This window comes from Altibacter lentus, assembly GCF_000746845.1.
Lineage (GTDB): Bacteria > Bacteroidota > Bacteroidia > Flavobacteriales > Flavobacteriaceae > Altibacter > Altibacter lentus.
The window spans coordinates 912,008-926,166 of the sequence record NZ_KN050846.1; the positions used below are offsets into that span (position 1 = coordinate 912,008).

Genomic DNA, 14,159 nt, shown 5'->3' on the forward strand with positions numbered 1-14,159 from the left:
AAAACCGCTTCTTTCGAAGCGGTTTTTTGATTCTATACAAATGGTCCAAACTTTGCTATCTTTAGAACAAATTCGTTCTACATGAAAATCTTTTTTACAGCGTTTTGTTTTTTCTTCGGAATAGGTATTCTCACAGGGCAGTCCAATACAGATGTTTTTTTGCTGAAGGTTCCTTCTAACGACGGAATTTGGCATATCAAAAAAATTCAGAATATCTCCCGGGATCCCGGCTATGACAGTCAGCCGTCTTTTCTCAACAACTCTCAATTACTCTTTGCCGGAAACAATAACGGTCAGACCGATATTGCGCGCTACGATCTTGAAACATCTACAAAAGAATGGTACAACACACCCTCTTCCGGTGGTGAATACTCTCCTCAGCGCATCCCTGAGTCCGCTTCGATTGCTGCAGTGCGATTGGACACCAACGGATTACAACGTTTGTATCGCTACGAGGGAGCTTCGGGAAAAGCACAACCAACTGAAATGATCCAAGGACTTCAAGTGGCTTATTTTGCAGCTTACAATGACCGGAAGATCCTCGCCTCGGTATTAAGCGATGATCGACTGGACCTTGTGTTGATCGACCTTCAGAAAAAAACCATCGACACCTTACTTCAAAATTCAGGAAGATCCATCCATAAGGTCCCCGGAGGAAATTCTCTAAGTTACACGGCGGTCAATGATGCCGGGAATCACGATATCTACCTTCTGGACATGGATACCAAAGAAAGTTTCTTCGTAACCGAATTACCCGTTGGAATTCAAGACTATACGTGGCTGGACGCAAGTACCATGATATTGGGCAGCGGTGCCCGCTTATATCATTACGATACTTTTTCAGACAACGACTGGCAACCGCTGGCAGATCTGTCTTCTCTGGCAATTAAGAACATCTCCCGACTCGCAGCTAGTCCGGACGGGAAGATGCTGGCCCTAGTCGCAGAACCTGCGGTACCTTCTTCGGCAGCAATTGTTGAAAGTCATATAGAGCCCTTTAACCTGAGGGATCTGGAAGGCTTTGTAAATGTATTTTCAGAAGATGTGATCGTTCGTCGCTTTCCAAATAAGGTGCTCTATACAGGAAAGGACAACCTACGCAATGAATATCAAAAATTCTTCGACAGGACGGCCACTTCTAATGTTTCGGTAGTGACGAGGATCACGCTGAAAAATACTGTTATTGACGAGGAACAGGTGGCGATTAATGGAAAAACACACCGGCAGGTGACCATTTATGAGGTCGACAACGGAAAGATAAAAAGCATGACCTTTATTGAAGATACTAATCCTTCCGAAGCACCCGAAGCAATTGTGCAAACACAACTGCAGGCATACAATGATCGGGATATTGATGCTTTTATGGCTACCTATGCAGAGGATATAGAATTATTTAATTTTCCCGATACGCTTTCTACAAAAGGTAAACTTGCAATGCGCAACGGCTATGCCGGTTTTTTTGCTGCCACGCCAAATTTACATTGTGAAATTCAAAATCGTATCGTAATTGGGAACAAGGTGATCGATGAAGAAAAAGTCACCGTAAATGACGGCACCTTACAAGCGATCGCGATCTATGAAGTAGCGGACGGACGGATCTCGAAAGTTACCTTTATACAATAAGGAAACTTGAGAACTTTTAGTATTTTTAAGAAAAATTCAGAAAATGAAATATAGATTCTTATTACTCCTATTGTTTTTTGGTACGTTAGTAACAGGCCAGACAGATGCGCGTATTTACGATATTATTGAGGCGGTCTCAGCAGAAAGAATAGAGGCGGATATTACCAAGCTCGCCGGATTTGGCACCCGAAATACTTTTAGTGATACACTAAGCAACACTCGTGGTATAGGTGCTGCACGACGGTGGATAAAAGCCGAATTTGAAAAGGTGTCGCAGGATTGTGGAAATTGTCTAGATGTATTTACGCAGAAAGATTTTGTAAAAGCCGATGGCAATGACCGTATCCCAAAGGATACGTGGATTGTAAATGTCGTTGCTGTCCAAAAAGGAACCAAGTATCCCAATAGATACATCATTATGAGTGGTGATATCGATTCCCGAAATAGCGATGGCAGTGATTATACGAAAGATGCGCCAGGAGCCAACGATAATGCCAGCGGGATGGCGGGAGCCATTGAAGCAGCGAGAGTGCTGTCCAAATATAAATTTGAAAGCAGTATCGTCTATCTAGGATTAAGCGGAGAAGAACAAGGACTATTTGGAGGTAAAGGTTTTGCGGAGTATGCCAAAGCCCAGGGTTGGGATATAATAGGTGTGCTCAATAATGATATGATTGGAAACATTCAAGGCGTAGATGGAATAATTAGTAACGTTGATTTTAGGATATTTAGCGAACCTGTTCCTCCTACCGAAACAGACCGGCAACGAAATGCCCGTCGTTTCTACGGAGGAGAAGTAGATGGAATATCCAGACAGTTGGCGCGCTATGTCCATAAAACTACCCAAACCTATATGCCCGAAATGAACCCTATGCTTATCTACCGTCTGGACCGTTTTGGCCGGGGCGGGCATCATCGTCCGTTTAACGATCTGGGATGGGCCGGTATTAGAATTATGGAGGCGCATGAGAATTACACCCAGCAACATCAGGATATTCGAACCGAGGACGGCATAGAGTACGGAGACAAATTGAAATTCGTCAATTTCGATTACGCAAAAAAATTAACCGCGGTGAATGCGATCACAATGGCGAGCCTTGCGTGGGCACCCCCGGCACCGGAAAACGTTGCTATTGGGGGGATCGTAGAACCTTCGGCGAAATTAAAATGGGATAAGGTTGAGGGCGCAACCGGATATAAGATCTATTGGCGCGATACCACTTCCCCAACCTGGGACCATAGCAGATATGTGGGTGATGTTTCAGAGTTTACGCTTGACGGTATAGTCATTGATAACTTCTTTTTTGGTGTCGCTGCGGTGGGTGCCAACGGTCATGAAAGTGTGGTCGTTTTTCCGAATTCAAACTTCAGATAGCCTAATGAAAAGAACTATTTTTTTACTTGGTTTTATTTGTTTCAGCATTATAAACAGTAGTGCTCAAACGTTCAATCGGCAGGACTCGCTTCTAGGTAGTATCACACCCGAACGTTCTTGGTGGGATCTAAAACACTACAAACTTGAGGTAACTGTTGACCCCAACACAAAATCTTTACAAGGAAGCAATACCATACGTTATCGAGTATTGAAATCTCATGATGTAATGCAGATCGACCTCCAGGCACCCATGGAGATAGATTCTATAATCTACCGGCAAAAATCACTTTCTTTCACTTCGGAAGGGACTGCCCATTTTATTCAATTTACAAAAGAACAACCTAAGGACAGTGATGAACAGCTCGCCATTTACTTTTCGGGTAAGCCGCGCGTAGCAAGGCGTCCTCCCTGGGATGGCGGGTTTACCTGGCAAAAAGATACGAACGGAAAGTTCTTTATCGCAAACGCCAATCAGGGAATTGGCGCCAGTGTCTGGTGGCCTAATAAAGACCACCCGTACGATGAGCCCGATCAAGGTGTTCGCATAAGTATAACTACTCCAAAGGATCTGGTGGGTGTAGGAAACGGACGATTAGTGGGTACTAACGAAAATGACAACTCGAAGACCTGGCATTGGAATGTGAGCAATCCCATAAACAATTATGGTGTGAACATCAATATTGGGGACTATGTGCATTTTGGAGAAACCTATAGCGGATTGAAAGGCGATTTGGACATGGACTACTGGGTATTGCGAGAGAACGAAGCAAAAGCCCGCAAGCAATTTCAACAAACAGCAGGAATGATGGAAGCTTTTGAGCATTGGTTTGGCCCCTACCCTTTTTATGAGGATAGTTTCAAGCTAGTTGAAGTACCGTATCTTGGCATGGAGCATCAAAGTAGCGTGACCTACGGAAACAATTACGGTAACGGATATCTTGGGAATGATCTTTCAGGCACCGGGTGGGGTTTAAAATTCGACTTTATTATTATCCACGAAGCAGGACATGAATGGTTCGCAAATAATATTACCAATCAAGATGTGGCCGATATGTGGTTGCACGAAGGCTTTACCGCTTATTCCGAAAATCTATACCTGGACTATCACTATGGAAAGGATGCCGCCGCCGACTATGTCATCGGGACCCGCCGAATGATACAGAACGACCGCCCCATTATTGGGACTTACAACGTGCGCCATGAAGGAAGCAGTGATATGTATTACAAAGGGGCGAATATTTTGCATACGCTTCGGCAATTGCTTGAAGATGATGAAAGGTGGCGCGCCATTCTAAGAGGTTTGAACAAAGATTTTTACCATCAAACTGTTAGCAGTGCAATGGTCGAGCAATATATAAGCAAAGCTTCGGGTATTGACTTAACCGAGTTCTGGGAACAGTATTTGCGTACCACCATGATCCCTTTAGTAGAGTATAAGGTGGACGGCAACCAACTGTCGTTTCGGTATGAGGATATTATTAAAGGATTCGACATGCCGGTGATCGCTCTGGTCAATGAAGAGGAAGAATGGATCTTTCCTACTTCAGAATGGAAATCGAAAACATTTTCAGAAAAAATACAATCCGTAGAAATTAAAAGAGACTTTTTTGTAAACTCCGAAAAACTGGAATAGTGCAAGAAAAGCCGGAGCTTTATTTTCCCAGGGATATAGAATGGCGTGAATGGTTACAAACACACCATCACTCCCACCCTCAAGGAGTCTTGCTCGTCTTTTACAAATTAGAAACAAACGTGCCAACCATGCGGTGGGAGGAAGCCGTGAGAGTAGCGCTATGCTACGGCTGGATAGATAGTACGGTGCGAAGTTTGGGCAATGGAAAACGGCAACAATACTTCTGCCCTCGCAATCCAAAAAGCTATTGGAGTGCACTCAACAAGTCGTACATTGAAGAATTGGAAGCAGCCGGCTTGATACATGAAAGTGGCTGGAAAACAATACGGCACGCCAAAGCATCCGGTACCTGGAATGCTATGGACGATGTGGAAAACGGTGTTATCCCTCCCGAGCTTGAGAAGGCCTTTAATAAATCTCCCGCAGCTTTCGATAATTTCAATCAATTTGCAGCAGGATATCGCAAAAGTTATTTAAGTTGGCTCTTTCAGGCAAAACGCCCCGAAACACGTGCGAAACGAGTAAAAGAGATCGTTCGATTATGCTTAGAGGGTATAAAGTCCAGGCAATGATCAAATGATCCCGATCTGCTTTGAGTGCGCTATCGCATCGTGGCTGTGTTTGTAGTAATAGATTGTGACCCCCATTTGTTCAATATTGGCTAAGGTCTTTTTCACTTTATCCTTTTGTTTACTTCCGGTTTGCCGTATATAGATCACCTTAATGTTCTTCGGAAAAATTTTACAGATGCGCTCATATAAAAAGGGGTCCTTTTGTGAATCATCTCCCAGCAACACATAGGTGAGTGTTGGATAAAAACTGATGATATCCTTTATCTTCTCAAACTTATGATCATGAGACCCGCCGCCGGTAAAGAGAAAATCTGTTATGCCCGATTTTATCTTTTTCAGTTTGATCACGGCCTTGGGAAGTTCATGAATACGGGCGAATTCATCGATAAAGGCATACAGGTTCCATTCACTGCTGCTCACATAAAAAAAGGAATTAAAGGCAAGCTCACCCTCTTGCCCAAATCTGCTCAACGCCTGATAATGTTCAACCACATCTTTAAATATCTTTCGTTTATTAATATTCTTGGAAAGAAGCACATAAAGTTTTTTAAAGATGTTATGGCTATGAGAAATTAGAAAAGTGTCATCAATGTCCGAAATGATCCCGAACTTACTTTTAAACGGTTTTAAGAGCTCTCCTCTTTCCACGACCCCAAAACGACCCGTGTCACAACTTACCGTATAGGGATGCCAGCCGCTTTCCAAGGGATAGTTATAGGGAATGGTAAACCGAAAATACCCGTCATCCAGTGTCCTTGTCGTAACAGAAATATCTTTGAACTCCAAGGTGATCTTCGCATTGCGCATAGGTGAAATGAGGAACATGTGCAAAATTGAATAAGCGTGTTTAAGCCCCCTTCGATCAATACGATATTTATCCGGAGCCCATGATTTAAAAACATGGCCGTATACTATCAACTCTGCATCACTCACATAACCCCGATATAACTTAAGATCTACTTTCACAAATTAAGATTTTCCTAACGCCTGATATATCACAAAATAACTAATTTTAATGATAAATTCCTCTGAATGCAGTTAGATTCAAACATTTTGCTCATTATAAATCCTATTTCCGGAGCCATTGAGAAAGACGGTATTGTTCGCACTTTAAATGAAGCTGTAAAGCTTCAAAAACTACATATACAATCCTTTGTCACCTCTGGACAGGAGGATCTGGTGAAGCTGAAGAAGGTGCTTTCCAAAAACGAATTTCAGCGCATCATTGTGCTTGGCGGTGACGGGACCATAAAACTAGCAGCCGAAGCGATCACAGATCAAGTAATTCCTTTGGGCATCCTGCGGGGAGGCTCTGCCAATGGCCTGGCTAATAATTTAAAAATTCCTACCGCATTAGACGCACAAATCGAAGTGGCGCTAGGAGATACAATCGCCAGGTTGGACCGCATACGAATCAACGATCAATTTTGCCTTCATATTTCGGATCTGGGCATCAATGCAGAACTTATAAAACATTATGAAGCTTCCAATATTCGCGGAGCCTTTGGATATTTTCTACAGTCCATTCCTACCTTATTATCTTGCGATTATCCGTTTGAATTTGAGATATCGTTGAATGGTGAACGCTTTCAGAAGAAAGGAATCTTATTGGCGATCGCCAATGCACAAAAATTTGGAACAGGGGCCACCATAAATCCAAAAGGAGCGGTGAACGATGGTAATTTTGAAGTGGTTATTTTTAAAAGTCTGGATATTATCGAGATCCTAAAGACACTTCGCGATGAAGTCGAACTTCCACCCGAATTTGCAGAATACTATTCTACCACGGAAGCGCGCATTCGATGCAAAGAACCGGTCCCGTTTCAAATCGACGGAGAATATCAAGGGAGTGCCACGAATATTCACGCTACCATTTGTGACACTCCTTTGTCGATCGCTATTCCTGCAACGACCTAAGATTTTTCTAATGGAGGAAGTATCTCCCTTCTTATACAAGACCACCCGCTTACTTTGTTCATAAATTGTATCTTTAGCATTCTATAAATACAATGATTATGCGATTTGTACTCCTATTGATAACCTTGTTCCTAACATTCAACCTTTCAGCTCAAAAGAAGAAGGATAAAAAAGAAGAGGATACTACTTGGAAAGTAGCAGCTCCCGGAAAAGATTTTAAATACAAACCACATAGTTTTACAACGACCGAAGGTACTTGGATGAACTTAGATGTAAGTCCCAACGGACAGACCATTGTTTTTGATCTATTGGGTGATATTTACACCCTGCCTGTTACCGGAGGAAAAGCTATACCCATACGCACCGGAATTCCGTTTGAGATCCAGCCAAGATTTAGTCCGGACGGAACAAAAATATCTTTTACAAGTGACGCAGGGGGCGGCGATAATATTTGGATCATGGATGCCGATGGCCGCAATGCCAAACAAGTTACCAAAGAAGATTTCAGGTTGCTTAACAACGCTGTCTGGATGCCGAATGGTCGATATTTAGTAGCTCGAAAACATTTTACCTCGGGTCGAAGTTTAGGTGCAGGAGAAATGTGGCAATATCATATCACCGGAGGCAGCGGACTCCAACTTACCAAACGAAAAAACGATCAGCAGGACGTCAACGAACCCTTTATTTCAGCAGATGGAAAATATCTTTATTATAGTGAGGATATGTACCCCGGAGGTTTTTTTCAGTACAACAAGGATCCCAACAAAGAAATCTACGTCATAAAACGGTATGATTTTGAAACCGGTGAGACAACACCAATTACCGGCGGACCCGGTGGAGCGGCACGTCCAACGGTTTCTCCCAATGGAAAGAAATTAGCCTTTGTAAAACGGGTTCGCGCCAAAAGTGTACTCTACATACATGATCTGGAAACCGGTGAAGAATGGCCGGTTTTTGACCAACTCAATAAAGATCAACAGGAAGCTTGGGCGATCTTTGGGGTTTATCCGAATCTCAGTTGGATGCCCAACAATACCGAGATTGTATTCTGGAGTGGCGGAAAGATCCAAAAAATAGATACTGAAACACTTTCAGTGACCAACATACCGTTTCAAGTAGATGTCACTATCGATCTTGCCGAAACGGTGCACTTTACAACCCCTATTGAAACAGAAACCTTTACTCCTAAAATGATCCGGCAGGCTGTGACCTCGCCTAACGGAAAAATGATTATCTTTCAGTCCCTTGGACATCTCTGGAAGAAAGAATTGCCCAACGGAACGCCAACAAGACTTACAACCGGCACCGATTTTGAGTTCGAACCTGTATTCTCCCCGAATGGAAACGATATTGTTTTCGTTACCTGGAACGATCTTGAGAAAGGTGCCATTTTTAAAATCTCTGCTTCAGGAGGTATTCCTGTTAAATTAACTTCAGAAAAAGGAATATACCGCACTCCTTCTTACGCTCCCGATGGGACGCACATCACTTTCAGAAAAGAGAATGGAAATATTGATCAAGGCCAGACTTATACAAAGAATTCCGGGATATACACCATGCGTTCTAATGGCGATGCTCTAAAAAAAGTTACCGATAAAGGAGAGTTCCCTATGTTCACGAAGGATGGAAAAAGAATTTTCTTACAACTTGGAGGAACGTATTTTGGAAGCCTCGAAAAAAAATTGATTAGTGTTAATCTTGAAGGAAATGACGAAAAAGAACATGTAACTTCCAAGTATGCCAACAGATTGATCCCCAGCCCCGATAACGAATGGATCGCCTTTACAAATCTTCACAAAGTATTTGTTGCTCCTTTGGTGATGAACGGTCAAACCATAGATCTCGATAACAAATCCAATTATGTTCCGGTTTCGCAGATCGCCGAAGATGCGGGGATAAGTATCCATTGGTCTCCGGACAGTAAAAAAATAATGTGGACGTTGGGAGATCGCTATTACAGCAATGAACTTAAAAACCGATTTACTTTTTTACCCGGATCTCCTAAAACAGTACCCGAACTCCAAAATGAAGGCATCCAAATTGGATTGACCGCCGCTGTGGATAAACCTACTGGGCGTATTGCGTTTACCAATGCCCGTATCATTACCATGGAGGGTGATACTGTTTTTGAAGAAGGAACCATTGTGGTAAATGGCGCAACTATTGAAGCGGTAGGACCTTCTTCTAAGATCGCGATACCATCGGATGCGAAGATCTATCCCGCCAAAGGAAAAACGATCATGCCGGGGCTTGTTGATGCACATGCTCATATTGGCGCCTTTCGAAATGGATTAACCACGCAACAGAACTGGCAGTTCATGGCAAATTTAGCCTTTGGTGTCACTACTGCCCACGACCCATCAGCAAATACAGAAACCGTTTTTTCACTTTCCGAACTACAAAAAGCAGGTTTACTGGTAGGACCACGCCTTTACTCCACTGGGTTTATTTTATACGGAGCCGATGGTGATTTCAAGGCACTTATCAACAGTTTGGAAGATGCACGGAGCAGCATTCGGCGTACAAAAGCATTTGGCGCAAAAAGTGTTAAAAGTTACAATCAGCCGCGACGAGAACAACGTCAGCAAGTATTACAAGCGGCACGTGAAATGAAGATCAATGTCGTACCCGAAGGAGGTTCTACCTTCTATCACAACATAACCATGATCATTGACGGTCATACGGGCGTTGAACACAACATTCCGGTGGCACCGGTCTATAAAGATGTCTTGGAGATATGGGGTAAGAGCGGCACCGGTTACACCCCTACCCTCATTGTAAACTATGGAGGGTTGAATGGCGAATTCTATTATTATCAACGTGATAATGTATGGGAAAACGATAAGTTATTACAATTCACCCCTCGCAGCGTAATAGACAGCAGGGCCAGACATCGAACCATGGTCCCCGATGAAGAATATCAATGGGGACATATATTAGTTTCTGAAACAGCGAAGGATTTGAGCGATGCCGGCGTAAAGGTCAATATGGGTGCCCACGGACAATTACAAGGACTTGGCGCACACTGGGAGACGTGGATGCTGAAAGCCGGCGGGATGACGAACATGGAGGCGCTAAAAACAGCTACCATCAACGCCGCTCAATATATTGGAGCCGGAAACGATATCGGTTCGCTGGAAAAAGGCAAATTAGCCGATTTGATCGTTCTTACAGAGAATCCTTTGGAAGCGATTGAGAATACACGTACCATCGAGATGGTGATGTCCAATGGCCGATTATACGACGCAACTACCATGAACGAAATTGGAAACCGACCCAAAGAGCGAAAGCCGTTTTATTGGGAACAGAACAAGTACAATCAAGCCTTCCCCTGGCACGAAGACACCCATAGTTTTATGGACGGGGGATGCAGTTGTAGCACACATCAATAATCTAGAAAACGATATTGAGATACAACAGCTCTGCTTTCAAACACACAGCGGGACTTCGCTTTCTTTTAGTTTTAGAAGCAATGACTAACAACTAATTTATAAAAAAAAGGACCTCGCTATCGAGGTCCTTTTCATGTGTTGTATGTAAAATAGTTTAGCTCTTAGGCATCACTACTTTGTCAATCGCGTGAATTACTCCGTTTGAAGCATCCACATCTGCCATAACAACTGTAGCTGTCCCACCCTTGGCATCTTTAACAATAACCTTGTCACCTTTTAAAGACAATACAAGATTTTCTCCTTGTAAGGTAGTTACATTATATTTATTGTTATTTTCCTGAATGGCTTTCACAACCGCATCTGCTTTCCACTCACCGGAAACTACATGATACTTCAATAAGTTTTGAAGTTGTTCTTTATTTTCCGGCTTCATTAAATTATCTAACGTAGCTTGTGGTACTTTAGCAAAGGCATCATTGGTTGGAGCGAAAACAGTATACTCACCTTCTTCCATAAAAGTTTGGGCTAGATCGGCTGTTTTCAAAGCAGTTACTAAGGTAGAGAAGTTCTCATTTCCCATAGCGATTGAGGCAATGGAGTTCTTTTCCATTTCCATTTTGGCCATTTTAGCTTCTTCTTCCGCTTTTTCGGCTGCCATTTTAGCTTCCATTTCCATTTTTTCTGCCTCAGCTTTCGCTTCAGCTTCCTTTTTCTTAGAGTCATCACAAGAAGCAAAAAGCATTCCTACGACTGCTAAGGACAATAACATTGTTTTAAATTTCATAACGTTGATTTTTTGTTTGAATCAAATGTACTCCTACTATTGTGAATATTGTATTAAAGCCGAATTAATTATATGTTAAATGTTCCTTAAACGATTTTCGCTCTTATCACAACAATAACAGGCGGTTACACGGTTAAAAAATACCTAAAGTTAAAATTCTCACTTTCTAAATTTGTATCTTTAAAGAATCAACTTAAAAAAAGGAAAAAATGGTTAAAGCAAAGTATCAAAGCGTACTCGATCTGGGTGAAAAATTAAAGATTCAGAACGGCGATGTTCAAGTAAAAGGAAATACCTTAGAAGTACGTGGGGTGGCGAACACACAATATGATAAAGACCGCCTGTGGGATGAGATAAAACGTGTAGGAGGTGAAAACCCAAACGATATCATGGCCGACATTAAGGTAGCAGACACCTCGGTGTATGCACGCCATAAGGTAAAGAGCGGTGAGTCCCTTAGCAAAATATCTAAACACTATTATGGAGACCCCATGAAGTACAATGCTATTTTTGAAGCGAACCGCGATCAATTAAAGAACCCCGATATGATACATCCTGGTCAAGAATTGGTCATTCCAAAACAATAATTCTATAAAATAATGTAATTTAAGACTGCCGTTTTACGGCAGTTTTTTTATGACTGAATTTTTTGCAGACATACAGTTCTGGTTACTCGCAGTTCTATTTACCCTAGGGGCCGCTGCCTTTACCCTTTCTACCATTAGCGGAGGGGGTGGTGCATTAATGCAAATTCCTATCTTGAACCTTCTTATTGGAACCTCTCAAACTGCGCCGGTTCTAAATTTGGGCACCATGATAAGTCGCCCGTCGCGTATTATCATTTTTTGGAAACATATTGTGTGGAGTGTCTTTTGGTATTATGTCCCTGCGGCCATGCTAGGTGCCATTCTAGCGGCCTGGTTATTTACTGAAGCCAATATTGTATGGATACAGATTGTAGTGGGTTTGTTTTTGGTAAGTACCTTTTTTCAGTATCGTTTCGGGAAAAAAGAACGTTCCTTCCCTGTACAACTTTGGTATTTCATTCCATTAGGTTTCTTTATCTCTATCATAGGAACCTTTACCGGTGGGATGGGCCCTATCTTAAATCCGTTCTTGTTGAATGTTGGTATTGAAAAAGAGGAGCTGGTAGGAACAAAAGCGGCACAGGCTTTCTTTCTGGGGCTGGCACAAATAGGTAGTTACACTTATTTTGGTTTGCTCACCAAAGAGCTATGGATCTACGGGATTGCGTTGGGTCTGGGGGCCACTCTCGGTAATCTCTTCGGAAAGATACTGCTTCAGCGCATGAGCAGACTTGCTTTCAGAAAATGGGTAATCGCCATCATGGTGATAAGCGGCTTGGTATTGCTTGTAAAAGCAATGAGTGATCTCCTATAGCCCACTTATATAGCTTCCGTAGATATCTTTAAAACGAATACCGTCACTTAAATTGTATTTGCTCAACTTCTTGAATTCCACCAATCCCCACAAAATGAATTCTTTAAAAAAAGGCTTCTCTTCTTCTGAAATATCCGGCACATAGGTAGCTAATATATCTTCCAGCGGTCCTATGCGGTCTAGTTGAGCGATATACGCTTCGTTTGAAAGAGCATCGAGTAATTCGAATCCACTCTCTTCAAAGAACCATGCGACCGTAGCGCTATAAGGATCCGGATCGCCTTCCTTTTGGAGCTTTTCGATTTTGGGAAAATATTCCAAAAACTGACTCCGAATTGCGTTCGAAATAAGCTGTCTTGCCACATGAGAGGCTCCCTCTTGTTCTCCTTCATAGACCAACTCCACTTTTCCTGTAATCGCAGGAATGATTCCCATAAAATCGCTCAAGCGAACGGTGGTCTGTGCGTCTCCATTTTGAAGTGCCCTTCGTTCTGCGGTACTTAATAAGTTCTCAAAAGCGGTAATACTCAATCGTGCACTTACTCCGCTTTTTGAATCTACAAACTCACTTTCACGAGCTTCAAAGCTTATTTGTTCTAAAATATCTTTAGCAAGTTCGGGAACATAGACATGTTGTTTTTCTTGGATGGCTTGTAAGGTTTCTTGCTGGGTAATAGTTCGTGCAGTGTCTATGTCTTCAGGGTAATGTGTTAAGATCTGTGAACCTATACGATCCTTCAGCGGTGTAACGATACTACCTCTATTGGTATAGTCTTCGGGATTGGCAGTAAACACAAACTGTATATCCAGCGGCAAGCGCAGTTTAAATCCGCGAATCTGCACATCCCCTTCCTGTAAAATATTAAACAATGCAACCTGTATGCGCGCTTGCAGATCGGGTAGCTCATTGATCACGTAAATACATCGATTCGCTCTGGGGATCATTCCGAAGTGGATCACACGATCGTCGGCATATGTAAGTTTTAAATTAGCGGCCTTAATCGGGTCCACGTCCCCAATAAGATCGGCTACGGTGACATCCGGCGTCGCAAGTTTTTCAGCAAACCGATCGTCACGATGCAGCCAAGAAATAGGTGTCCCGTCTCCTTTCTCTTGCAGCAATTCCTTCGCATACCTGGAAATTGGTGCAAAAGGGTCGTCATTGGTCTCACTACCCGCCACAATAGGAATGTACTCGTCCAGGAGCTGGACCATTTGACGTGCCAGACGAGTTTTCGCCTGCCCGCGTAAGCCCAATAGATTGATATTGTGTTTGGATAAAATAGCGCGTTCCAACTCTGGTATCACACTGTATTCATAGCCATGTATCCCTTCGAACGTAGTTTCTTTCTTCATTATTTTCTGAAGGAGATTTTGCCGCAGTTCATCCTTAATAGAACGATTTGAGAATCCTGCCTGCTTTAATTGTCCGAAGGTTTTAATATTTTCTGTTTTCATTATT

The 14,159-nt window shown here is 42.6% G+C and carries 11 protein-coding genes; 8 read left to right on the top strand and 3 right to left on the bottom strand.

What is annotated here, in order from left to right; genetic code table 11:
- Positions 1-81: 81 nt before the first annotated feature.
- Genes JS40_RS15340 through JS40_RS04385 form a run of 4 tightly spaced genes read left to right on the top strand, consistent with a single transcriptional unit; the run spans position 82 to position 5,203 of the window.
- The gene (locus JS40_RS15340) at positions 82-1,623 is read left to right on the top strand and encodes a nuclear transport factor 2 family protein (RefSeq protein ID WP_152558133.1); all 1,542 of its coding nucleotides are present in this window, start codon (positions 82-84) and stop codon (positions 1,621-1,623) included.
- A 43-nt stretch (positions 1,624-1,666) separates the two neighbouring features.
- Complete coding sequence (locus JS40_RS04375) at positions 1,667-2,998, top strand: M28 family peptidase (RefSeq protein ID WP_034258665.1); 1,332 nt, start codon at positions 1,667-1,669, stop codon at positions 2,996-2,998.
- 4 nt (positions 2,999-3,002) lie between these two features.
- Positions 3,003-4,631 (top strand): M1 family metallopeptidase, encoded by a 1,629-nt coding sequence (locus JS40_RS04380; protein ID WP_034262070.1) that lies wholly within the window; start codon positions 3,003-3,005, stop codon positions 4,629-4,631.
- Positions 4,631-5,203 (top strand): YdeI/OmpD-associated family protein, encoded by a 573-nt coding sequence (locus tag JS40_RS04385; RefSeq protein ID WP_034258666.1) that lies wholly within the window; start codon positions 4,631-4,633, stop codon positions 5,201-5,203. Before JS40_RS04380 ends, JS40_RS04385 begins: the two co-directional genes overlap by 1 nt.
- Here the strand turns inward: JS40_RS04385 and JS40_RS04390 are convergent, their stop codons facing one another.
- On the bottom strand, positions 5,204-6,169 hold the full coding sequence (locus JS40_RS04390) for an App1 family protein phosphatidate phosphatase (protein WP_034258667.1): 966 nt from the start codon (positions 6,167-6,169) through the stop codon (positions 5,204-5,206).
- A 66-nt stretch (positions 6,170-6,235) separates the two neighbouring features.
- On the opposite strand from JS40_RS04390, the gene JS40_RS04395 reads away from it, so the two are divergent.
- Both JS40_RS04395 and JS40_RS04400 read left to right on the top strand, forming a co-directional pair.
- Entirely contained in the window at positions 6,236-7,120 is an 885-nt protein-coding gene (locus JS40_RS04395) for a diacylglycerol/lipid kinase family protein (RefSeq protein WP_034258668.1), read from the top strand.
- Between the two features lie 92 nt (positions 7,121-7,212).
- Positions 7,213-10,512: an amidohydrolase family protein gene (locus JS40_RS04400; RefSeq protein WP_034258669.1), complete on the top strand. Its 3,300-nt coding sequence runs from the start codon at positions 7,213-7,215 to the stop codon at positions 10,510-10,512.
- 154 nt (positions 10,513-10,666) lie between these two features.
- Here JS40_RS04400 and JS40_RS04405 read toward each other — a convergent pair whose 3' ends face one another.
- Positions 10,667-11,296 carry a fasciclin domain-containing protein gene (locus tag JS40_RS04405; protein ID WP_034258671.1) on the bottom strand — a complete coding sequence of 210 codons (630 nt, stop codon included), beginning with the start codon at positions 11,294-11,296 and terminating at the stop codon, positions 10,667-10,669.
- Positions 11,297-11,505: 209 nt separating this feature from the next.
- Here JS40_RS04405 and JS40_RS04410 point away from each other — a divergent pair, with 209 nt between their 5' ends.
- Positions 11,506-11,883 (top strand): LysM peptidoglycan-binding domain-containing protein, encoded by a 378-nt coding sequence (locus tag JS40_RS04410; protein ID WP_034258673.1) that lies wholly within the window; start codon positions 11,506-11,508, stop codon positions 11,881-11,883.
- Positions 11,884-11,932: 49 nt separating this feature from the next.
- On the top strand, positions 11,933-12,697 hold the full coding sequence (locus tag JS40_RS04415; RefSeq protein ID WP_034258674.1) for a sulfite exporter TauE/SafE family protein: 765 nt from the start codon (positions 11,933-11,935) through the stop codon (positions 12,695-12,697).
- Here the strand turns inward: JS40_RS04415 and JS40_RS04420 are convergent.
- A complete protein-coding gene (locus tag JS40_RS04420; protein WP_034258675.1) occupies positions 12,692-14,155 on the bottom strand; it encodes a MoxR family ATPase in 1,464 nt (487 codons plus the stop codon). The two genes, JS40_RS04415 and JS40_RS04420, sit on opposite strands and share 6 nt — an antisense overlap.
- Between the last annotated feature and the right edge of the window lie 4 nt (positions 14,156-14,159).

Coding starts and splice junctions, on each gene's coding strand:
- JS40_RS15340 (WP_152558133.1), top strand. CDS start 82: ATGAAAATCTTTTTTACAGCGTTTTGTTTTTTCTTCGGAATAGGTATT.
- JS40_RS04375 (WP_034258665.1), top strand. CDS start 1,667: ATGAAATATAGATTCTTATTACTCCTATTGTTTTTTGGTACGTTAGTA.
- JS40_RS04380 (WP_034262070.1), top strand. CDS start 3,003: ATGAAAAGAACTATTTTTTTACTTGGTTTTATTTGTTTCAGCATTATA.
- JS40_RS04395 (WP_034258668.1), top strand. CDS start 6,236: ATGCAGTTAGATTCAAACATTTTGCTCATTATAAATCCTATTTCCGGA.
- JS40_RS04400 (WP_034258669.1), top strand. CDS start 7,213: ATGATTATGCGATTTGTACTCCTATTGATAACCTTGTTCCTAACATTC.
- JS40_RS04405 (WP_034258671.1), bottom strand. CDS start 11,296: ATGAAATTTAAAACAATGTTATTGTCCTTAGCAGTCGTAGGAATGCTT.
- JS40_RS04410 (WP_034258673.1), top strand. CDS start 11,506: ATGGTTAAAGCAAAGTATCAAAGCGTACTCGATCTGGGTGAAAAATTA.
- JS40_RS04415 (WP_034258674.1), top strand. CDS start 11,933: ATGACTGAATTTTTTGCAGACATACAGTTCTGGTTACTCGCAGTTCTA.
- JS40_RS04420 (WP_034258675.1), bottom strand. CDS start 14,155: ATGAAAACAGAAAATATTAAAACCTTCGGACAATTAAAGCAGGCAGGA.